This is a genomic window from Candidatus Methanoperedens sp. BLZ2, from assembly GCF_002487355.1.
Lineage (GTDB): Archaea > Halobacteriota > Methanosarcinia > Methanosarcinales > Methanoperedenaceae > Methanoperedens.
On sequence record NZ_NTMG01000080.1, the window covers coordinates 1 to 20,448 of the forward strand.

Annotated in this window: 20 protein-coding genes; 7 read left to right on the forward strand and 13 right to left on the reverse strand. The window is 42.5% G+C overall.

The features are described from left to right. The 3 genes from CL181_RS20940 to CL181_RS16625 form a co-directional block, all read left to right on the forward strand. On the forward strand, positions 1-253 hold a 253-nt coding region (locus CL181_RS20940; protein ID WP_217993205.1), incomplete at its 5' end, for a hypothetical protein. Beyond that, entirely contained in the window at positions 187-2,778 is a 2,592-nt protein-coding gene (gene clpB, locus CL181_RS16620; RefSeq protein ID WP_255251617.1) for an ATP-dependent chaperone ClpB, read from the forward strand. The genes CL181_RS20940 and clpB, both read left to right, overlap by 67 nt. A gap of 142 nt (positions 2,779-2,920) precedes the next feature. After that, entirely contained in the window at positions 2,921-3,352 is a 432-nt protein-coding gene (locus tag CL181_RS16625) for a 30S ribosomal protein S6e (RefSeq protein WP_097300449.1), read from the forward strand. A gap of 130 nt (positions 3,353-3,482) precedes the next feature. Here CL181_RS16625 and CL181_RS16630 read toward each other — a convergent pair whose 3' ends face one another. The 9 genes from CL181_RS16630 to CL181_RS16670 all read right to left on the reverse strand — a co-directional run bounded on the left by CL181_RS16630 (position 3,483) and on the right by CL181_RS16670 (position 14,155). After that, complete coding sequence (locus CL181_RS16630; RefSeq protein ID WP_097300474.1) at positions 3,483-4,445, reverse strand: polyprenyl synthetase family protein; 963 nt, start codon at positions 4,443-4,445, stop codon at positions 3,483-3,485. A gap of 42 nt (positions 4,446-4,487) precedes the next feature. Then, positions 4,488-5,825, reverse strand: a complete 1,338-nt coding sequence (locus CL181_RS16635; RefSeq protein ID WP_097300450.1) for an RNase J family beta-CASP ribonuclease — start codon at positions 5,823-5,825, stop codon at positions 4,488-4,490. A 58-nt stretch (positions 5,826-5,883) separates the two neighbouring features. Next, complete coding sequence (gene fni / locus CL181_RS16640; RefSeq protein WP_097300451.1) at positions 5,884-6,990, reverse strand: type 2 isopentenyl-diphosphate Delta-isomerase; 1,107 nt, start codon at positions 6,988-6,990, stop codon at positions 5,884-5,886. A gap of 33 nt (positions 6,991-7,023) precedes the next feature. Further along, entirely contained in the window at positions 7,024-7,791 is a 768-nt protein-coding gene (locus CL181_RS16645; protein ID WP_097300452.1) for an isopentenyl phosphate kinase, read from the reverse strand. Beyond that, positions 7,788-8,687: a mevalonate kinase gene (gene mvk / locus CL181_RS16650; protein ID WP_320410190.1), complete on the reverse strand. Its 900-nt coding sequence runs from the start codon at positions 8,685-8,687 to the stop codon at positions 7,788-7,790. The genes CL181_RS16645 and mvk overlap by 4 nt, the downstream gene beginning before the upstream one ends. A 144-nt stretch (positions 8,688-8,831) precedes the next feature. Next, positions 8,832-10,697 carry a molecular chaperone DnaK gene (dnaK, locus tag CL181_RS16655; RefSeq protein WP_097300453.1) on the reverse strand — a complete coding sequence of 622 codons (1,866 nt, stop codon included), beginning with the start codon at positions 10,695-10,697 and terminating at the stop codon, positions 8,832-8,834. After that, positions 10,697-11,296, reverse strand: a complete 600-nt coding sequence (locus CL181_RS16660; protein ID WP_097300454.1) for a nucleotide exchange factor GrpE — start codon at positions 11,294-11,296, stop codon at positions 10,697-10,699. Before CL181_RS16660 ends, dnaK begins: the two co-directional genes overlap by 1 nt. Before the next feature lie 106 nt (positions 11,297-11,402). Further along, the gene (thsA, locus tag CL181_RS16665) at positions 11,403-13,046 is read right to left on the reverse strand and encodes a thermosome subunit alpha (RefSeq protein ID WP_097300455.1); all 1,644 of its coding nucleotides are present in this window, start codon (positions 13,044-13,046) and stop codon (positions 11,403-11,405) included. A gap of 143 nt (positions 13,047-13,189) precedes the next feature. Beyond that, entirely contained in the window at positions 13,190-14,155 is a 966-nt protein-coding gene (locus CL181_RS16670; protein ID WP_097300456.1) for a transcriptional regulator, read from the reverse strand. Positions 14,156-14,229: 74 nt separating this feature from the next. Between CL181_RS16670 and CL181_RS16675 the strand changes: the two genes are divergently transcribed. Then, complete coding sequence (locus CL181_RS16675) at positions 14,230-15,480, forward strand: tRNA(Ile)(2)-agmatinylcytidine synthase (protein ID WP_097300457.1); 1,251 nt, start codon at positions 14,230-14,232, stop codon at positions 15,478-15,480. A gap of 51 nt (positions 15,481-15,531) precedes the next feature. On the opposite strand, the gene CL181_RS16680 is transcribed toward CL181_RS16675, so the two are convergent. From CL181_RS16680 to CL181_RS16690, 4 genes are read right to left on the reverse strand one after another with little or no spacing between them, the layout of a single operon-like run. After that, positions 15,532-15,984 (reverse strand): type II toxin-antitoxin system VapC family toxin, encoded by a 453-nt coding sequence (locus CL181_RS16680; RefSeq protein ID WP_097300458.1) that lies wholly within the window; start codon positions 15,982-15,984, stop codon positions 15,532-15,534. Further along, the gene (locus tag CL181_RS16685; RefSeq protein ID WP_097300459.1) at positions 15,981-16,202 is read right to left on the reverse strand and encodes a hypothetical protein; all 222 of its coding nucleotides are present in this window, start codon (positions 16,200-16,202) and stop codon (positions 15,981-15,983) included. Before CL181_RS16685 ends, CL181_RS16680 begins: the two co-directional genes overlap by 4 nt. 50 nt (positions 16,203-16,252) lie before the next feature. Beyond that, complete coding sequence (locus tag CL181_RS20640; RefSeq protein WP_176505287.1) at positions 16,253-16,426, reverse strand: hypothetical protein; 174 nt, start codon at positions 16,424-16,426, stop codon at positions 16,253-16,255. 24 nt (positions 16,427-16,450) lie between these two features. Continuing rightward, positions 16,451-17,236, reverse strand: a complete 786-nt coding sequence (locus CL181_RS16690; RefSeq protein WP_097300460.1) for an NAD+ synthase — start codon at positions 17,234-17,236, stop codon at positions 16,451-16,453. Positions 17,237-17,365: 129 nt separating this feature from the next. Between CL181_RS16690 and CL181_RS16695 the strand changes: the two genes are divergently transcribed. From CL181_RS16695 to CL181_RS16705, 3 genes are all read left to right on the forward strand, one after another. After that, positions 17,366-18,307: a replication factor A gene (locus CL181_RS16695; protein WP_097300461.1), complete on the forward strand. Its 942-nt coding sequence runs from the start codon at positions 17,366-17,368 to the stop codon at positions 18,305-18,307. A 1-nt stretch (position 18,308) separates the two neighbouring features. Then, on the forward strand, positions 18,309-18,884 hold the full coding sequence (locus tag CL181_RS16700; protein WP_097300462.1) for an RPA family protein: 576 nt from the start codon (positions 18,309-18,311) through the stop codon (positions 18,882-18,884). Positions 18,885-18,992: 108 nt separating this feature from the next. Continuing rightward, positions 18,993-20,441 carry a DUF3375 domain-containing protein gene (locus CL181_RS16705; protein WP_097300463.1) on the forward strand — a complete coding sequence of 483 codons (1,449 nt, stop codon included), beginning with the start codon at positions 18,993-18,995 and terminating at the stop codon, positions 20,439-20,441. Positions 20,442-20,448 lie beyond the last annotated feature (7 nt).

A 20,448-nucleotide genomic window follows, 5' to 3' on the forward strand; every position in this document is an offset into this window, starting at 1 on the left:
CGTGCAGTTTGATGAGGAGGTGGAGGTTGGAAAGCCTCTGCTTTACTCTACTATTTGCGTTCATCCGCGGTTACTTTGCCTGATTAAACAAAAAGCTCAGGAACTTCAGGAGCGTCAGCACTCAAAAGACATCAAAGTAACCTTTAATCCTTCCCGCACCAATAAACTCATAGGGAGAAACTACTTATGCCCATCAGATTTGACCGATTCACAATCAAAGCCCAGGAAGCATTCCAGGACGCACAGACAATAGCACTTGACAGGAACCAGCAGCAGCTTGAAGTCGAGCATCTTTTGCTTGCACTCATCAACCAGAAAGAAGGGCTGACACTTCAGCTCCTTCAAAGACTTGGCGCGAATACTTCAGGAATAATCTCACGGCTTGAGGATGAGATCAGCAAGCTTCCGCGCGTGGAAGGACCAGGAGCAGGCCAGGTTTACATGTCCACACGATTGAACAATGTCGCTGAGGCTGCATTTTCCGAAATGAAGAACCTTCGTGATGAATACCTGAGCACAGAACATCTTCTGCTTGCAATAGCTGATGAAAGAAATGGCATCTCGGCGCGTATCCTGAAAGAGAATGGGGCTTCAAAGGATGCTATCATGAAAGCCCTGAAAGATATAAGAGGTTCATCCCGTGTTACCGACCAGAATCCCGAAGAAAAATACGAAGCTCTAAAAAAATACGGCCGCGACCTCACAGAGCTTGCCGCAAGCGGGAAGCTTGACCCTGTAATTGGCCGTGACGAAGAGATACGCCGCGTCCTGCAGGTGCTTTCACGGCGCACGAAGAATAATCCCGTTCTTATCGGGGAGCCCGGCGTCGGAAAAACCGCTATTGCAGAAGGCCTGGCGCTTCGCATATTTGCAGGCGATGTTCCGGAGACCATAAAGGATAAAAAAGTTGTGGCGCTGGATATGGGAGCGCTTGTTGCAGGTACGAAATTCAGGGGCGAATTCGAGGAGCGCCTGAAGGCTGTGATAAAAGAGGTACAGGATTCGCAGGGGCAGATCATACTTTTCATAGACGAACTCCACACGCTCGTCGGCGCAGGGGCAGCAGAAGGGGCTATAGATGCTTCCAATCTCCTTAAGCCTGCGCTTGCCCGCGGGGAGCTTCATGTAATCGGCGCCACAACGCTTGATGAATATCGCAAGCACATTGAAAAAGATCCTGCTCTTGAGCGCCGTTTCCAGCCAGTGCTTGTGGATGAGCCGACAGTTGATGAAACCATTTCCATACTGCGCGGTCTTAAGGAAAAATATGAAGTGCATCATGGTGTGAGGATACAGGACGCAGCGCTTGTGGCAGCGGCTATCTTATCCCACAGGTACATAACCGACAGGTTCCTGCCGGATAAGGCTATAGACCTGATCGATGAAGCGGCTTCAAAGCTCAGGATAGAGATCGACAGCATGCCCTCCGAGCTTGATGAAATTGAACGAAAGATACGGCAGCTTGAGATTGAGAAACAGGCTGTAAAAAAAGAAAAGGACGAATATTCAAGAGAACGCCTCGAAAAAATCGATAAGGAACTCTCAGACCTGAAAGAGAAAAGCAGTCAGATGAAAGCCCACTGGCAGCTTGAAAAAGATGCCATCAAGAAAATCAGGAAGATCAAGGAGGATATCGAAAAAACACGAATTGACTCTGAGAAAGCCGAGGTTGAGGGAAACCTTGAAAGGGCATCCGAACTCCGTTACGGTGTCCTGATAAGTCTTCAGAAACAGCTGGATGAAGAGAATAAGAAACTTATCGAACTCCAAAAAGACCAGAAGATGTTAAAAGAAGAGGTTGATGAGGAAGATGTTGCCGAAGTCGTATCCAAATGGACGCATATCCCTGTCAGCAAAATGCTTGAGGGGGAGATGCAAAAACTTGTTCACATGGAAGAGCGCCTGCGCCAGCGCGTCATCGGCCAGGAGGAGGCAATCGTTGCAGTTGCCAATGCCGTGAGGCGCGGCCGCGCAGGGATTTCAGACCCCAACCGCCCCATCGGTTCATTCATGTTCCTTGGGCCCACAGGCGTAGGCAAGACAGAACTTAGCAGGGCGCTTGCTGAATTCATGTTCGATGATGAGGCCGCGATGATAAGACTTGATATGAGCGAATACATGGAAAAACATACTGTCGCAAGGCTTATCGGCGCACCTCCAGGTTATGTGGGATATGAAGAAGGAGGGCAGCTCACAGAAGCCGTGAGAAGGAGGCCATATGCGGTCGTCTTGTTCGATGAGATAGAAAAGGCACATCCTGATGTTTTTAACCTGCTGCTCCAGATACTTGATGACGGGCGGCTCACAGACGGCCACGGGCGCACTGTGGATTTTAAGAATACTGTAATTATTATGACTTCCAACATCGGAAGCCAGTGGATATTCGAACTATGGGACAAAGAAGATAAGATGAGAGAAAAAGTGATGGATGCCGTCCGAAGCCATTTCAAGCCGGAATTCTTAAACCGTCTCGATGACATTATAATATTCCACTCGCTCAGGCTCCCGGAAATCATGAAGATAGTGGATATCCAGTTCAATATCCTGAAAAAGCGCCTTACTGAAAGGAAAATAGAAATAAATCTTACTGAATCAGCAAGAGACCTCATTGCAAGAATAGGTTATGATCCATCATATGGCGCAAGGCCCTTAAAGAGGACAATCCAGCACAAGATACTTGATCCCCTGGCAATGAAGATACTTGATAAGGAATTCGGCGAAGGAAATGTGATAGAAGTGGATGCAAAGGGCGATGAGCTTGTATTCAGGAAAGTGTAAAGTCCAAACATTTCATTTTTTTTGAGTTTGATGAAGTGTGTAATCAATATATTTAAGTAGATTAACTGCAAGTTAGGTCAAGAATTATAATATTCCTATTAAAGGAATAGATTATTATTATCGATACAGGAGAATAAAAATAATGGCAGATTTCAGAGTAACTATTTCGGACAGTAAGAGTAAATTGGCTTACCAGGTAGCTGTAACAGGCCCGGCAGCCAACAAAATAATCGGAAAAAAAATTGGGGACGTTGTAAGCGGCGATATTGCAAATATGGCAGGATACACACTTAAGGTAACTGGCGGAACAGATAAGGATGGGTTCGCTATGAGAGGGGATTTACCAGGACCTGCAAGACGAAAGATATTAGTGGCAGGCGGCGTTGGTTATATTCCAAAGGCAGATGGGGTAAAGAAGCGAAAATCCATGAGGGGAAATGAGATTTCATCAGAAATTTCACAGATCAACACTGTCATCCTGGAATATGGACAAAAACCTTTGAACGAAATCTTCGTTAAGAAAGAAGGCGAAGAAGCAAAGAAGGAAAAGGAAAGACCAAAGGGCAGAAGATAATCTTTAGATATAGCATCTGGGTATTTAATTTATTATCCAGGCGCTAATCTTAATATTTTTTTTTAATTTTTTATTATTATTTTTTATTACATTGGAAATTTAATCGACTACAGAATTGAAAACAAGTAGCCTAATACTTGCGCTCGATCATATAATCAGCAAGCCTGGTAAGTATATTTTTTGCTTCTGATTCAGGGAGCATAGCAAGCGCAGCTTTACCTTCATCCACAAAACTGAGCGCCTTGTTCATAGCGTAATCGATGGAACCTGATTCCTTAAGAGTCGTGAGCGCTGCGGAAATCTCGCTTCTGGTTGCATTACATTTCCCAAGAGCATCAATACTTATTCCTTTTGAAAGTGCATGGATAATAATAAGAGTACGTTTTCCTTCAATTATGTCCCCACCCTGCGCTTTTCCAAGTATTTCCTCAGGAGTGATCAAATCTATCACATCATCATATATCTGGAATCCAACACCGGTCAGCCGGCCAAAATCCCATAAAGCCCTGACATGCTCACGGTTTGCACCGGATAAAACTGCTCCTAATTTTAGTGCTGTTGCAAAAAGTACAGCCGTTTTTTTCTCGACCATTCGCATATATTCTTCTTCAGTTACATCCTTGCGTGTCTGGAAATTCATATCCATCCACTGGCCTTCACATATATCGGTGCATGTCTTTGACAGGAGTTCAAGACTTTCAACAAGTCTTTGTGGCTCGCTTTTTGTACATGAAAGTATCTCAAAAGCCTTTGAATAAAGAGCATCCCCGGCAATGATCGCTCTTGGAACACCCCATTTCTTATGAACAGTTGCAAGTCCTCTCCTCAAATCCGCTTCATCCATGATATCATCGTGTATAAGGGTAAAATTATGGACAAGTTCAACAGCGACTGCAGCAGGAAGAACATCATCAGGCTTTCCGCCCACAGCTTCAGATGCCAGCAACAACGCAGATGGCCGGAGTCTTTTTCCTCCGGCATCAAGAAGATGACGCATGGCTTTATACAATTCATCAGGCGGAGTAATTGGAAGGAATTTCGGGATAGATTCATCAACCAATTTAGCTTTTTTCTGGAGGATCTCTTCGATCATATATTTTTTATCTCCGTTTTTTAGCATATATCATAAAGATTTTCATAATACCAGTTCCTCCCCATTTCTCATGATATGGACCGTATCGCCGAAGTGGTATCCAGCATCTTCAGCCAGTTCAACATAATGGGAATGCATTACCATATTCCCATGTGATGGGATGACCTGCTCCGGATTCACCATACGCAGTAGTTCCCAGTGATCTTCCCTTGAAGCATGACCGGATACGTGGACATTTTCATAAATGCGAGCTCCCGCCATTTTCAGTTTTATTTCAAGGGCATGCCTGTTCGCCATAGTCATAGGGCTGGGAATGGTATTTGCAGAGAATATGACTTTATCTCCTGGTTCGATCCTGAATTGGGTTTCTCCATTTGCAATCCTTGTCAGGATGGCATCGGGCTCTCCCTGATGACCGGTAACTATGGGTAGATATTTTTTCTTTCCTTCCTGTGATATGCGTTTCAGGAACTTATCAACTGAGTTCCTGTTACCGTATATTTCAAGATTATTGGGGAATTTTATATAACCCATCTTCTGGGCTATTGAAAGATAGCGTTCCATTGACCTTCCCAGCAATACAGGGATCCTGTCCATCTCTTCTGCCGCCTGAATAATTGCATTGATACGAGCAACATGTGATGAGAATGTAGTAATAATTACGCCTGATTCTGTTTCTTCCGTGCCCAGAAGTACATCACGCACAAGGTCTTTTGCTATTTGTTCGGATGGTGTTTTCCCGGATAGTCCCGAATTTGTGCTTTCGGTTATCATAGCCCTGACGCCGTCTTTACCAATTTTTTTTAGCCGCGCAAAATCCGGTGCTTCGCCGATAGTCGGTGTCCTGTCCAGTTTGAAATCGCTTGCATACAGTACAACTCCTTCGGGAGTATGGATCGCTGCAAAAGCTGAATCCACTATGCTGTGCTGGATACGTATGAACTCGATCTGGACATCCGGTGTAAGATTATATCTTCCACCGATCTTTAAGGGAATAACTTCATTATTTACCCTGAATTTCTTTTCATCTGATATTTCATGCTTAACAAGCTCTGCGGTGTATGGTGTGGCTATTATAGGTGCCTTATACCTGTGAGCGAGCTTTGGAATAGCTCCGATATGGTCAAGATGGCCGTGTGTGCAGACTATAGCTTTTACGCTTCCGCCAGCATCCTTCATGATAGTATCATCCGGGATCGCCCCCATTTTTATAAGGTCCATTGAATGCATTTTGTCTATTTCGACATCTTCATGTATCTGGACCCTGTCCAGCTGTAGTCCCATATCAAGGACAATAATATCATTATCTACTCTTACACCGGTCATATTCCGGCCCATTTCATTATAGCCGCCGACCGCAATAATTCCTATTTCTGTCATTTAAATTACTCCATAATTAATATTATATAGTTATCTTATTATAATACAACTTATTATATTATGTCTTATATCTTTTTGTTGCAAATTTACCTGTCTCAAATCCTCTCTGCACCAGGAACTCTTTCGTGCTTCCACATATCACTAAAGCGACGTTGCCCAGTTCTTCAATTGTGCTGCACCCGCATAAGAACATAGCTACTCGCAATTCTTCAATAATAAGATTCAACCTGTCTGTTACATCCTTCTGCCCCTTTAAAGCAGGAGCTACAAGAGGCAATGCAATCCCGCAAAGGGATGCACCCAGTGCGATGGATTTTGCCACATCTATACCAGAACGTATGCCGCCTGTTGCAATTACAGGTATTGAAATACTGGATTCCACAATACTTACTGCTGTGGGTATTCCCCAATTCCAGAATTCTTTGCCAAGATGTTCGGATAACAGGTCTCCGCGTTTTTGTGCGCGATATGTTTCAACACCTGCCCAGCTTGTTCCGCCGCGACCTCCTACATCAATGGCAGATGCTCCTGCTTCAGATATTGCAAGAGCCTGGTTATGAGCGATACCCGCGCCTGTTTCTTTTACAATTACAGGAACAGATAGCTCTTCACAGACTTTCTTTATGGCTGTAAGGCATCCTGTGGCATCAACATTTCCTTCAGGTTGTATAGCTTCCTGGAGAAAATTCAGGTGAATGGCCATGGCATCAGCACCTATCATCTCGACTGCCCTTTCAAGTCCATCGATCCCGAATTCGTTTAGCTGCGCTGCGCCCACATTTCCGTAAATGAATGCATTGGGCGCTTTATCCCTTACTACCCTGAATGAATCCTCCATGCTGGGGTCCTCGATCGCTGCCCTCTGGCTGCCCACACCGATACCTATACCAAGCTCTTCTGCTGCGCTGGCAAGTGTTGCATTCACAGCTTTAGTGTCCGGATGGCCTCCTGTCATTGATGCTATCAATATGGGCGCGCGTAATTTCTTATCCAGGAATTCAGTTTCAAGATAAAGATTATTTTTATTTATTTCCGGAAGACAATTATGAACAAGGTCTATGTCATCAAAACCTGATGCCCGAAGACCCGTATTACTCTTATGCGCTTCAACATCTTTTTCAACGCATAATAATAAATGTTCTATCTTCCTTTCCGATGTACTCATTTCATATCCCTTATTAAATCCACTATATATAACTCATTTGTCTGAGATCAAAGTTCCAACATCTTCTCCATATAAAAAACTTGATACTATACCTTTCCGGGAAGCATTGAATATACGGGAGCTTATTCCTTTATTGGCAAGTTCCAGCAACTCCGATACTTTTCCAAGCATTCCGCCTGTCACGTCTGTTGAACCTGAACCCTTGATATTTTTTCTCATATCAACAAAGCTGAAATGTGTTATTTTTTTAATTACCGCATCCTTATCATCAAGCACCCCATCAACATCGCTTCCCGCACCAATTTGCGAAGCATTCAAGGCGATTGCAAGATGCGGGATTATCCTGTCACCCGAAAGAACCGAAGCGCCTTTGATCCTGTCCATAACCACATCTCCATGAAGTACAGGAATAATGCCTTTTTCAATCATCACTTTTATCTGCCCGACCTGGAAATCAATTATCTTCCCGTTCTCAAGAAGGCATGAGCTTAAAGGATGAACTGGCAGGGCATTTGCACCTGCATTATTCAAAGACTCCAGGACTTTTGAGTTCAACACTTTTACAGAATTATGGATAAGATATGCGCCTTTTGCATCAAATCCTTCGTTCAACCTGTATTTCATGGCCTGCGGATGACCGAATGAACCTGCCCCATGAACAAGGATAAGCTGTGAATCCGAATCTTTCTTAAATGATGCAACCTCATTTGATATCCTGTTAATTTCAGCTTCCCTCGCTTTTGATAAAGAACTTTTTTCAGTAATTACACTTCCACCGATCTTTAATATGATAAGGCTCAAACCTGCAACACCCCATCAGGAGTAAAACTTGAAATAATGGCGCTACCCCCGGCTTTCTCAATCGCATTAGCTACTTTCTCCGGAGAATCAGTAAGCGCTACCATGCAGCCGCCGCCTCCGGCGCCTGTCAGTTTTGCACCATACGCGCCTGCATTACGTGCAGCATAGACAAGAGCGGATAGTTCCATCGTACATACGCCAAGCGCATCAAGCAATCCATGATTGGCATTCATCAGTTTACCCAGCTCTCTATAATTTTTTTGCATTACCATGGTCTCTCCGTGTCTTGCAAATGAACCGATGATTTTGATTATGGGATCAATGAGATCAGGGTATTCTTTCTTAAGTTGGGCTACCTGTTTTACAAGTTGTGCGGTTTTTTTGGGCGAAGCGCCTTTATTGGTATTACCGATAACGATACCGCAATCAAGGATGTCAAGCTTTTTTCTGGAGGGTATTTCAACTACCCCGCCAAAAGTCGAAACAAAAGTATCAGTAGGACTTGCAGCTCCCTGCACTGTTTGTTCTATCTCATGCGCCATTTTTGCAATATTGGTTTTATCATATCCAAGGCCGCATTCGATATTGATAGCCTCAAGTGTCGCAACAGTTACCGCAGCAGATGAGCCAAGACCTGAGCCTACAGGGATCCGGGAGGTTATTTCTATTGAAACGTCTGGAGAACCCAGTTTCTGTATAGCTGACGAGACATAAGGATGCATCTGGAAATCAAGCCCTGTTGTCCCGATATTTGATGAGATCGAAATATCATTTGATCTTTTTACTGCAACGCGGGTTCGAAGTTCCACTGCGCAGGCGATCGCATGTTCACCATATACCACGGCATGCTCACCAAACAGGTATATTTTGCCCGGGGCTGCGCATGTAGTGATCAATAAAATTCTCCGAGCCCCAAGATGCGATATGTAAATATAAGGATTGCCAATCTCACATAACGTGCTTTGATCCAAAACTAAAAAATAAAAGGAGTGTTTATATTAATATTAACTCCTTTTATTCCAGAGAATACTGAAATATCCCTACTTTTTATCCTCGTCCACTACCTTATATTCAGCATCCGTAACTTTCTCATCCTTCTTCTCTTCCTGTTGGCCTGCCTGCTGCTCACCCTGTGGTTCTTGCTGCCCCTGTTGTTGCTGAGCCTGCTGCTGGTACAATAGTGTACTGATCGCGTGCATCTCTTTTGTAAGGTCTTCGATGGCTGATTTTATCCTGTTCACATCATCGCTCTTGATCGCATCCTTTGTATTTTCAAGAGCTTTTTCGACTTTCTGTTTCTGGTCGCCGCTGACTTTATCCCCTAGCTCTTTAAGTGTCTTCTCTGTAGTGTATACAAGCGTATCAGCCTGGTTGAGCACTTCCACCTTTTCTTTTCGCTGTTTGTCTTCTTCAGCAAATTTCTCAGCGTCTTTTATCTTCCTGTCTATCTCATCAGAAGCCATTTTAAGGGGCGCTGTTATTGTCAGCTTCTGCTCTTTACCTGTTCCAAGGTCTTTTGCGGTTACATGAAGGATGCCATTAGCATCAATATCAAAAGTAACCTCTATCTGCGGGACCCCGCGCGGTGCCGGCGGAATACCTACGAGATTGAACCTGCCAAGTGTAACGTTATCGTATGACATAGCCCTCTCCCCCTGCAGAACATGGATCTCAACGGTTGTCTGGGTATCTGCCGCTGTTGAGAATATCTGGCTCTTTCGCGTCGGGATCGTGGTGTTCCTGTCAATGAGTTTTGTCATTACATGACCCAGCGTTTCAATACCAAGCGTCAGAGGCGTAACGTCAAGAAGAAGAATGTCCTTCACTTCGCCTGCAAGCACACCTGCCTGGATAGCTGCGCCCATTGCCACGCATTCCATGGGATCAACGCCCCCTTCCACTTTCTTACCAACATAATCCTCTACGAATTTCTGCACTATTGGCATCCTTGTAGGTCCGCCAACAAGGATGACTCTTTTAACGTCATCCTTTGTAAGTTTCGCATCAGATAATGCCTGCTCCATTGGAGCGCGGCACCTGTCTATTACGGGACGTATAACTTCCTCAAGTTTTGAACGTGTCAGCGTCATTGTCAGGTGTTTGGGGCCGCTTGCATCAGCCGTAATGAATGGCTGGTTTATCTCGGTTGTCAGTGTTGATGAGAGCTCGATTTTTGCTTTCTCGGCTGCATCTCTTAATCTCTGGTTTGCAACCCTGTCCTTGCGAAGGTCAATGCCGTGTTCTTTCTTGAACTCCTCGGCAATGTAATCCACAATCCTGTTATCCATATCAGTGCCGCCAAGCTGTGTATCGCCTGCTGTGGACTTGACTTCAAATACGCCACCGCCCAGTTCCATTATCGTTACATCAAGAGTCCCCCCGCCCAGGTCAAATACCATGATCTTCTGGTCCCCTATTTTATCAAGACCGTATGCAAGTGCCGCTGCCGTGGGTTCGTTAATGATCCTTACGACCTCAAGTCCGGCTATCTCCCCTGCGTCCTTGGTTGCCTGTCTCTGGTTATCATTAAAATATGCGGGCACGGTAATTACCGCTTTTTCTACCTTATCGCCAAGAAATGCCTCTGCATCCTGTTTTATTTTCTGGAGCAAAAAAGCTGAAAGCTCCTGCGGCCTGTATTCCTTACCGCGAAGATTATACTTATAATCGGTACCCATCTTTCTCTTGAACGCATATGCTGTACCTTCCGGATTTGTTACTGCCTGCCTTCTTGCCGCCTCCCCCACCAGTCTTTGCCCGTCTTTTGTGAATGCCACATATGACGGAAATGCTTTACCACCAAGGGATGTCCCCTCAGCACTCGGTATTATTACAGGTCTGTTCCCCTGCATTACTGCAGCCGCTGAATTACTTGTACCCAGATCGATTCCAATTATTTTTGCCATTATTTCACCTCATTTTCCGTTTCATCATCAGATTCTTTTTCTGATCCTTTCCTCTTCGATACTCTGACTTTAGAATAACGAATGACTTTCCCATTTAACATATAGCCTTTTGCAAATTCTTCGAGTATTGTATCCTCTTCCTGTTCATCCGTAAGCGTTTGCATCATCGCTTCATGCTTACGATGATCGAATTTCTCACCCAGCGCTTTGATGGGGACAAGGCCGTTTTTTTCAAGAACTGATTTAAATTGCTTATATACAAGTTCCATGCCTTTGATCAATTTATCGTTATTATCAGCTTTTTTGGCATTTTCAATTCCCCGCTCAAGACTCTCATATACATCTATTAATTCCTGTATGAGCTTTTCATTTGCGTATTTTATGAATTCATCCCTCTCTTTGATGTTTCTCTTTCGGAGATTATCGAATTCTGCATTCAGGCGAAGACACCTGTCTTTTTCTTCTTCGAGCTGTTTTTTTGCGATACTTAATTCTTTTTCGAGCTTTTCCTCTGTTGTTGTTTCAGTTATCTCCTCTTGCGCTTCCTCCACTTCTGTTTCCCCGGCATCCTCTTTATTATTGTTTTCACTTGTTTTCAATTATGACGACTCCATCCAGAATTAAAAATTAAATTTCAGATTCATGCAATACAACACCACTTTCCCTGAAGATATTATATTAGTTTGAAATTCATTCTATATAATGTTAGTCTTCCCCCACATCAGGGGCCTGGATGCCATCGTAATAGTCTGCCGTATGTTCGGGTTTGACATCCATCATGCCTGTTTCTTTTGCTGTCAGGATATCGTTGATCCTCAGGATCATCACTGCCGCATCAGTTGCCGACTTGATTTCCTGGGTCTTGACACGAAGGGGTTCGATCACACCGATCTTGAGCATATCTTCTGCTTTCCCTGAAAAGATATTCAGTCCCACGTTCTTTACGCCTTTATCATGCTTATTCCTGAGCTCAACTATAATATCAATCGCATCAAGACCTGCATTTTCTGCTATGGCTTTGGGTATTTCCTCAAGCGCATCCGCATATGCCATTATCGCTAATTGCTCCCTTCCTCCATACGTTGTTGCGTATTTCCGGAGTCTTGTGGCGATCTCTATTTCCGGTGAGCCGCCGCCTGCTACGATTTTGCCATCTTCTATGACAACACCGACTACACGCAGGGCATCATCAAGGGCTCGCTCCACTTCATCAGCAACATGTTCTGCGCCGCTGTAGATCAAAATAGATACTGCTTTTGGATTCTCGCAACCCTCTACATAGACCATCTTATAATTGCCAACGCCGCGCTCTTCCACAAGAGCTGCTTTTCCAAGATCCGTTGCTTCGACGCCGTCCAGTTTTGAGACTACACGGGCTCCTGTGGCTTTTACAAGTTTTTTAAGCTCTTCATTATTGCATCTTCTCACTGCGAAGATACCTTTCTTTGCAAGGTAATGCATACCGATATCATCTATGCCTTTTTCAGTAAATATGACGTTTGCGCCGCTTTTTGCAAAGGCTTCAATTTTCTCTTCTATAAGCTTACCCTCTTCAAGCCTTGCTTCGGAAATGAGTTCCGGAGAAGTTATCTTGAGCGTTGATTTCACCTGCGTCTTCTCCACTTCTATTCCAGTGTCAAGTACCGCTATCTTTGCATTCTCAACACGCTTTGGCATATTCTTATGCGCCCTTGCTTTGTCAATAACAAGCCCATGGATGAATTTTGTATCTTTTATGCTGCCGCCGCGCTGGTGTATAATATTGATATTTTCCTTTATGTTAACTTTTCCGCCTTCTTTAATCGATTTGGCAGTCTCAACACATAACCTGACAAGTGAATCAAGAGCAAGGTCTGCACTTTTTCCAGTAAGAGCTGTTTTTGCGATGTTCTCAAGCACTTCATCAGAAGCATCAATAGCGATCTCATCAAGGATATCAAGAGCTTTTATTGACGCAAGACTGTAACCTCTTGTGATCATTGTGGGATGAACACCCTGTTCAACAAGAGTATGGGCTTTGTTTAAAAGCTCACCTGCAAGAACGACTACGCTTGTTGTTCCATCGCCTGCCTTATCTTCCTGTGTGCGGGCAATTTCAACCATCATTTTTGCAGCCGGGTGTTTTATATCCATTTTTCGCAATATTGTGGCACCATCATTGGTGATTACGACATCCCCTACCGCATCAACAAGCATTTTGTCCATGCCTTTCGGGCCAAGTGTTGTTCTTACTGCATCTGCTACCGCTTTTGCTGCTGAGATATTAAATCCCAGCGCATCTTTTCCCTGTGTTCTTGTACTGTCCCTGTCTAATATGATAATAGGCTGTCCGTTTAACTGTCCTGCCATAATGAGTTACCTCCAGAATGAAGATGTTTCTAAGTGTTTGTAGTTCTATAAATAATTTGCGTGTAAAAAAGCATTGATTTTCTTTATTTTTTATGAAAAAAGGAAGAAAAATATATCAATACTGTACACGATTTATCACTCACTCAGGAAACTTTGATCTTTGGCCTTCTTTCCTGTAACAGGTCTATAAAATCGTCTTTATCATTGAATTTTTCAAGCTCTTTATTATCAATAACAACAGTTCCTTCAATATTCTTTGTTTTACTCACTCCCTGGATAATTAATAGCGACTGTGTACCGGCGACTTCTGATATACTGCTCATCAGATGCGCTTTCTTTACCATGGTCCGTGAGTATTCAGCTACTCCTGTCAATATCGTAGCATCTTCATCCCTTCTGTTTGAGGATTGTGATACTGCGTCAAATGGCGCCTGTGAAATAGGCATGACATTAAAACCCATATCCTGCAGGATGGAGAATACATTTGAATGTTCCGGTGTCGCCTCCTGTTTTTGCGTATTCTCACGATGAAGTTTGTCAAATAAATTGACTGAAACTGTAAATCCCCGGTCCATTAATTCTTCAAGCTTGACAGCTACATCAACACTTGCTGCCATTTCCCCATCTTCATACTTGCTTATCGTTCTTCGCGAAACGCCAAGCATGGAGGCAAGAGCACCAAGGGAGATGTTTTTCCTGATGCGTTCCTCTTTAAGGATATTTCCCTCAATATTTACATACAAACCGCCATGTTCAGCATATATCAGTGGCGGCATATCATCAATAAAATAATCCTGCATTGTTTTTATGTCAAATGCGGGAACACCATATCTGAAGTATACTACACCTGTTTCCAGTGAATGGTCACGGGTTTTTTCGCCAATTACTATCGGGTATCCATGCAGTTGTTTCGAAAGGATCTGCATTTCCCTTGTAGTTTCTTCGTTCAGGCCATCAATATTGGAAATTACTTTTATCAATAGCAATAAGTTATCTCTTCTTACTGCCATATCAAAACTTCTGGGGCGGGTGTCACAACGTTCTGAAATGATAAAACCCGCACGTGTTAGAATGACAAAAGCCCGATTTATGAGCGACTCTTTATTCATTAAATTTTGATTGTATCTTCATCTATATAAAAGGTTGCCAATAATTTTTATATAGGTATGTATGTGTGAGGCTTATGATTATTGGACTCGATGACACTGATTCAAGAGATGGCATGTGCACGACCTATCTTATGGCGGTGCTGATCGGAAAACTCAATGCTTTCGGCCATTTGAAGGATTACCCGCTGCTTGTTCGCCTTAATCCGAACATCAAATACAAAACACGAGGCAACGCAGCATTGGCAATAGATGTTGAACTCAATGACCAAAATGATGCACAAAATGTCATGGAACTGGTTATCCATACAGTTGAAAGAATGGCGTTTTTCTCCGAAGAGAACACTAATCCTGGAATCGTTTTTGTTGAGAATTCAACGCAGAGCATGAAAAATGACCTTTCCGGATTTTCCATGCGAGCTGTCCGGGATGTATTGGAAATCCGTGAAGCAAAGGAGATATTAAGTCGTCATGATATTGCACACAGGGGATTTAAGAATGAAAGAGGTTTAATAGGAGCACTCGCAGCGGCTGGTTTTGCATTATGCGGTCTTCCTGATCATACATATGAGCTTATTGCCTACCGCGAACCAAAAAGTTGGGGCTCATTGCGTGAAATTGACTCCGGATCGGTATTTGCAGCAGATGCTGCAACGCGTCCTGATACATGGGATACGGTTGATATCGAAAATGAACGAATAGTGTTTGCTCCGCATTCGCCTGATCCCATTCTTTTCGGAATAAGGGGAAACAGCGAAGAAGCCGTAAGACGTGCATTTTCGATCATCAGAAGCGAACCTGTTGAAAGGCATGTTGTTTTTAAAACGAACCAGAATACTGATATGCATCTTATCAAGGCAAAAATCCAGAAGGTTAAGGAGGATCGCTCGTATATTCTTGAAGGTAGTGTCAGTAAACCCCCTAAAACGACAACCGGGGGGCACATCATCTTTGAAATTTCAGAGAACGGCACATCCATTGAGTGCGCGGCCTTTGAGCCTACAAAAGGTTTCAGGCGTATTATCAGAGAACTCAGGGCAGGAGATGAGGTAAAAGTCTTCGGAAGTGTTAAGGACAGGACGCTGAACCTTGAAAAGATCAGGATCGATCGATTGAATATCCAGGAATTGAGAAATCCGGTGTGTTGCGATAAACGAATGAAATCAATGGGAAAAGAACAGGGTTATAGATGCGAGAAATGTGGTGCAGTGAAAAAAGAACAGGTAACAGAGACCTTACAGAGAAATATTTTGCCGGGATTTTATGAAGTTCCGCCATGCGCAAGGCGGCACCTGTCAAAGCCGCTTGTCAGATTTCTAAAGAGTTAAACTAAATTCACCGCAAAGTCTAGCAGCAAAATATTTACAACCTTCAATTCTTCACACCTCTTCCACATCGATGGCTTTAACATTTTTACTTATTGCGGCTCTTATAAGTCTTTTATCTGCTGCATAAAATATATCTGCATTTGATCTGATAGCTGTCACCAGATGCAATGAATCCGCAGCGGATAAATGCTCTGAGGATATATATTCCCATGACATCTTTACGAGATTTGTATCAATATCTACTATTTTCAGATTATTACTTTCCACCATATCAAGTAGATCCGAAAAAATAGCCCCCAATACTGTATTATATTCTTCTTCATTAAATTCACGACGCATAAAATGTTTGTCTATAGCATTAATAGTCTCACTTATTGTCCATAAAGAGATCAAAATAACATCGAATCCCTTCTTTGCATTCTCAAAAATTAACTGAACTTGATCGCTTCCAGTCTCATCGTGATATTCTTTAACGTAAGCGCTTGAATCAATATAAATATTCATTCGTTTCGCAACTCAGTAACTGTATCACTTAGCTTTCCAGATATTCTTGAGTTCAGAATGCCTCTTGCGTTTTCTTTTGTGAATCGTCCGTATTTCACTACCATTTCACTTAGGGCATCTTTGATGACATCTTCGCTCTTTTTTTTCAATACGAGTTTTTGCAGATCATCAAAAAGATCATTAATATGTTGATCATCAACAGTTGTCAGCGCTACCATATGTTCCCGTCACCGCAATTGAACTTTGAATTAACATAATTGAGATACTATTATTTTTCCTTGTTTATAAGCATATAGCATATATCTTTTATTGAAATTTCTTTTGATTTGATTTGGACAGCATTGATATCTTCATAACTATGCTCGATCTCTCCATGAAAAATGCCATCGAGCGAGCTAAAACCACTCTCTTTTTTTATTTTATGTTTGGGTGATTCTGTCAAGATTTCATCCTTTAGAAAGTGGATTCACGGATTTGTGCCTATTTCAATCGCCGGCGGAGGCATTATCTTGTGCCCGCTTGCCGAAATACGTGCTGCCAGTTTATCTACGATTTCAGGCGGGAATTTGGCCTTTATCTCGGAAATATTCTTTTTTTCATCAACAAGCATCGTGAGTATCTGATCTGCCACCTCATAGGATACGCCCAGTTCACTTTCATCGGTTTGTCCCGGCCATAGTCCTGCTGTAGGTGTTTTTTCGATAATTCGGGCAGGAATACCCATGTATTTTGACAGGCCGCGCACCTGGGTTTTATAAAGATCCCCAATTGGCTCGATATCAACGCCGCCATCGCCGTATTTTGTAAAATACCCAAGAAGCAGTTCGGTTTTATTCCCGGTCCCGACCACCATGCGGCCCATGATGTTTGCATGATAATACAATATGCACATACGTGTCCGCGCTTTCAGGTTGCCGTTAGCGGTCTTTGCCCTGCTGTCAAAAACGGGAATGGCAGATGAAAACGAAGCCAGAACAGGAGATATTTCAATTATTTTGTATTCAATGCCAAGAATATTGGCGACTTCAATAGCATCATCAATATCCTGCTTTGATGAGATGCCTTTTTCCGGAAGCAGCAAGCCCAGTACATTTTCTTTGCCCAGGGCGGAAACTGTGAGAAATGCTGTCAATGCGGAATCTATACCCCCGCTTAAACCGATGACAGCCCCCTTTGCTCCTGATCGTGTGACTCCGGAGCTTATGAAAGCAACAATTTTATCTTTTATTTCAGGATAACTTATATTTTTCATCTCTTTTTAATGAAATTCCGGCTTATTAAAATATTACTTTCACCCCGCTCCGGTAAGGTTTATATGCTCACAGGATAAGGTAGAATTGCCTCTCAAACACAAAATTAAACAAGAGGCTTGAGGAAAGATATGATAGAAATAGCAAAACAAATAGAAGCCCGATTCCTGGAACTGGGCGTTAAAGTAGAGACAAGTGAAATCAATACAATGCTGGATCAATTGATCAACAAGTTCAAGGTCCCGCCTGAAGAAGCTCGTCGAAACGTAACAAATCACTTTTTAAAGAAATATAATATCCCGAAGACTGAATTTTTCACGCAGCGTGAAACGCCGCAGGTTAAAGCATCAGATATAAAAGAGGATGGAAAGTGGGTGACCCTTCGCTGCAAAGTAGTGCAGTTATGGGAGACAAACCATGAATCTCTTTCCCAGACAGGATTGCTGGGTGATGAATCAGGAACAGTGGCATTCAAGAAATGGACAAAGGCAAACCTTCCCCGGGTCGAGGAAGGAAAAAGCTATATATTCAAGAATGTAGCAACCTCCGAATGGCAGGGGCGTTTCAGCGTCAGCCTGAACAAGACCACTGAAATTATCCCTATACCTGAAGATATCAAGGTAGGAAACACTCTTGTCGAATTCCAGGGCGCTATCGTTGATATCCAGAGCGGCTCAGGCCTGATAAAGCGGTGCCCGGAATGCAAGAGGGCGCTAATAAAAGGCGCATGCGGCGAACACGGGAAGGTCGATGGAATATATGACCTGAGAGTCAAAGCTGTCATGGATAACGGGGAAAAAGTGCAGGATATCCTGATGAACAGGGAAATCACAGAAGCTTTTACCGGCATCACCCTTGATAAAGCAAAGGAAATGGCAACAGAGGCGCTTGATCAGGCTGTTGTGCTTGATGTTATAAAAAGCAAGCTCGTGGGACGCTATTATGTTGTAACCGGAACAAAGCTTGACAGGTTCATACTCGTTAACAGTATAAAGCAGGATGTAAAGCCCATAGAAGAAGACATTAAGAGGGTACTGGCAGCAACTGCAGCGCCTGTAGCACTGGAGGCATAACATGGCTGAAAACGGATCAGGATTCGTACGTGAAATAGCGCACCGCATATTCGCAGCAGAGCTAAAAGAATCAAACCTGCAAGCAAAGGAAGGACATGACCAGTATTCACCGCAATATCTTATCACCCCGACTGGCGCAAAAGCAAATCGCATTTTCATCGTTGGCACGCTCACAGAAAAGGAAGACATCGGAACAGACTCCGAATTCTGGCGCGGGCGCATCGTTGACCCCACCGGCGCATTCTTCGTATCAGCAGGGCAGTACCAGCCCGAAGCCGCGCAGGTGCTTGCAAAGTCCGCACCCCCGGAGTTCATAGCTGTTATAGGGAAACCCACGACCTTTACGACCAAAGAAGGAAATGTCCTTGTATCCATAAGGGCTGAGTCCATGCATGTGGTGGATGGCGCTACAAGGGACAGATGGGTGGTTGAGACCGCAGACCTGACCACAAAGAGGCTTGTAAAATTGCAGGGTAATGAGCCTGATGCAGTGAAAGCGAGGGAACATTATTCTACGAACGTGGAGCAGTACAAGGCGATGGTGGCAATGGCACTGGGGTCGATGAGGGCACGGTAGGAGTGCCCTTTATTTTTTATCTGAAGGAGGAAATTGAGAAAAATGGGGCTAAGTATGCTTCGGATAAAGAAATTACAATAAAAATATTTTAGGTTTCAGGTTACATCTATGGATCATGATAAAATTAAATTTGTCTTAGATACTTCACCTTCATTTAAGTTATTGGCGAGTCCTAACGCTGCATTTATTTTGAGCTTTTTATATATTAGATTTAAAAAAGCTGAAAAAATTACTATTCCAAATGCAGAGTTAGCAGAGGTTCTAAGTGATTACTTGGAAGATTTAAGAAAAGACAATCATGAAGCATATCCCCAAACCGCTCAAAGTTATATAGACAATTGGTGTGATGATGATCATCGTTTTTTAAGGAAACATTATGATTCGAGCAGCGATAATCCTGTTCTTGAATTAACTCCTGAAACTGAAAGAGTGTTCCAATGGCTTGAAGACATTGATAAAAAAGAATTTATTGGAACGGAATCAAGATTCCTTAGAATTTTACAAGAACTTCAAGATATTATTAATAAAAGTACTGAAGATCCTTTGGAGAGATTAAACCTACTAAAAAAACAAAAAGAAAATATTGATGCAGAGATTGAAAAAATAAAATCTACGGGTCAGATTGAGCTACTTAACTCGACTCAAATCAAGGAAAAATTTTTTTGGGTCAACGGCGAAGCACGTAAATTACTTTCTGATTTCCGACAAGTAGAGCAAAATTTTAAAGATATAACTCGTTCGGTTCAACAAAAACAGTTAAAGGAAGCATTGATAAAAGGTAAAATAGTTGGATTTGTTCTGGATGCAGATGAAACTCTCAAAGATTCTGATCAGGGAAAAAGTTTTTATGCATTTTGGAGATTTTTAATGTCTCCTTCTAAGGAAGAAGAATTAAAACATTTAATTGAGAGTGTATATAATTTGCCAGTTATTCGTGCTTTGGAAGCAGACGATAAATTTTTGAAAAAAATTAAAAAAAATTTATTAGAAGCTGGTGATAAAGTTATTAGATCAAATCACCGTCTATCGGAGCAGTTAAGAAAAATATTAGATGAAAAAAATTTACAAGAAAACCGAAGGGTAAGGGAATTGATTGGAGATATAGAACGAATAGCACTGGAAATTATTGAAAGGCATCCAAGCAAGAAGGATTTTATATTTTTAGAAGGTGATCCTGTAATAGAAATAATTATGGATAAACCATTTTGGGCGCCAACACAAAAACCAACCTTTATAGATAAATTAATTGAAATAAGCAAAGATGAATTGGAGTTGGAAGGTTTATTCAATCAGTTTTTCATTGATGAAAGTGAACTAAAAAGTAGAATTCATAGTTTCTTGCTTTATTATCCGCAAATAACATTACAAGAAGTAATAGAAAAATTTCCGATTGAGATAGGAATTTCTGAATTAATTGCCTATTTCAAGATCGCCTCTGAAGATAATAAACATATAATTAATGATAAAACTCAAGTTAATATTATTGTTGAGAATAAATTAATTACTAATAAACTATGCTTTGAGATCAAAATTCCACAAATTATTTTTATCAAATAAAATACGA

Excerpts from the sequence above, each read along its gene's own strand:
- clpB (WP_255251617.1), top strand. The coding sequence starts at position 187 with ATGCCCATCAGATTTGACCGATTCACAATCAAAGCCCAGGAAGCATTC.
- CL181_RS16625 (WP_097300449.1), top strand. The coding sequence starts at position 2,921 with ATGGCAGATTTCAGAGTAACTATTTCGGACAGTAAGAGTAAATTGGCT.
- CL181_RS16630 (WP_097300474.1), bottom strand. The coding sequence starts at position 4,445 with ATGATCGAAGAGATCCTCCAGAAAAAAGCTAAATTGGTTGATGAATCT.
- CL181_RS16635 (WP_097300450.1), bottom strand. The coding sequence starts at position 5,825 with ATGACAGAAATAGGAATTATTGCGGTCGGCGGCTATAATGAAATGGGC.
- fni (WP_097300451.1), bottom strand. The coding sequence starts at position 6,990 with ATGAGTACATCGGAAAGGAAGATAGAACATTTATTATTATGCGTTGAA.
- dnaK (WP_097300453.1), bottom strand. The coding sequence starts at position 10,697 with ATGGCAAAAATAATTGGAATCGATCTGGGTACAAGTAATTCAGCGGCT.
- thsA (WP_097300455.1), bottom strand. The coding sequence starts at position 13,046 with ATGGCAGGACAGTTAAACGGACAGCCTATTATCATATTAGACAGGGAC.
- CL181_RS16670 (WP_097300456.1), bottom strand. The coding sequence starts at position 14,155 with ATGAATAAAGAGTCGCTCATAAATCGGGCTTTTGTCATTCTAACACGT.
- CL181_RS16675 (WP_097300457.1), top strand. The coding sequence starts at position 14,230 with ATGATTATTGGACTCGATGACACTGATTCAAGAGATGGCATGTGCACG.
- CL181_RS16680 (WP_097300458.1), bottom strand. The coding sequence starts at position 15,984 with ATGAATATTTATATTGATTCAAGCGCTTACGTTAAAGAATATCACGAT.
- CL181_RS16685 (WP_097300459.1), bottom strand. The coding sequence starts at position 16,202 with ATGGTAGCGCTGACAACTGTTGATGATCAACATATTAATGATCTTTTT.
- CL181_RS16690 (WP_097300460.1), bottom strand. The coding sequence starts at position 17,236 with ATGAAAAATATAAGTTATCCTGAAATAAAAGATAAAATTGTTGCTTTC.
- CL181_RS16695 (WP_097300461.1), top strand. The coding sequence starts at position 17,366 with ATGATAGAAATAGCAAAACAAATAGAAGCCCGATTCCTGGAACTGGGC.
- CL181_RS16700 (WP_097300462.1), top strand. The coding sequence starts at position 18,309 with ATGGCTGAAAACGGATCAGGATTCGTACGTGAAATAGCGCACCGCATA.
- CL181_RS16705 (WP_097300463.1), top strand. The coding sequence starts at position 18,993 with ATGGATCATGATAAAATTAAATTTGTCTTAGATACTTCACCTTCATTT.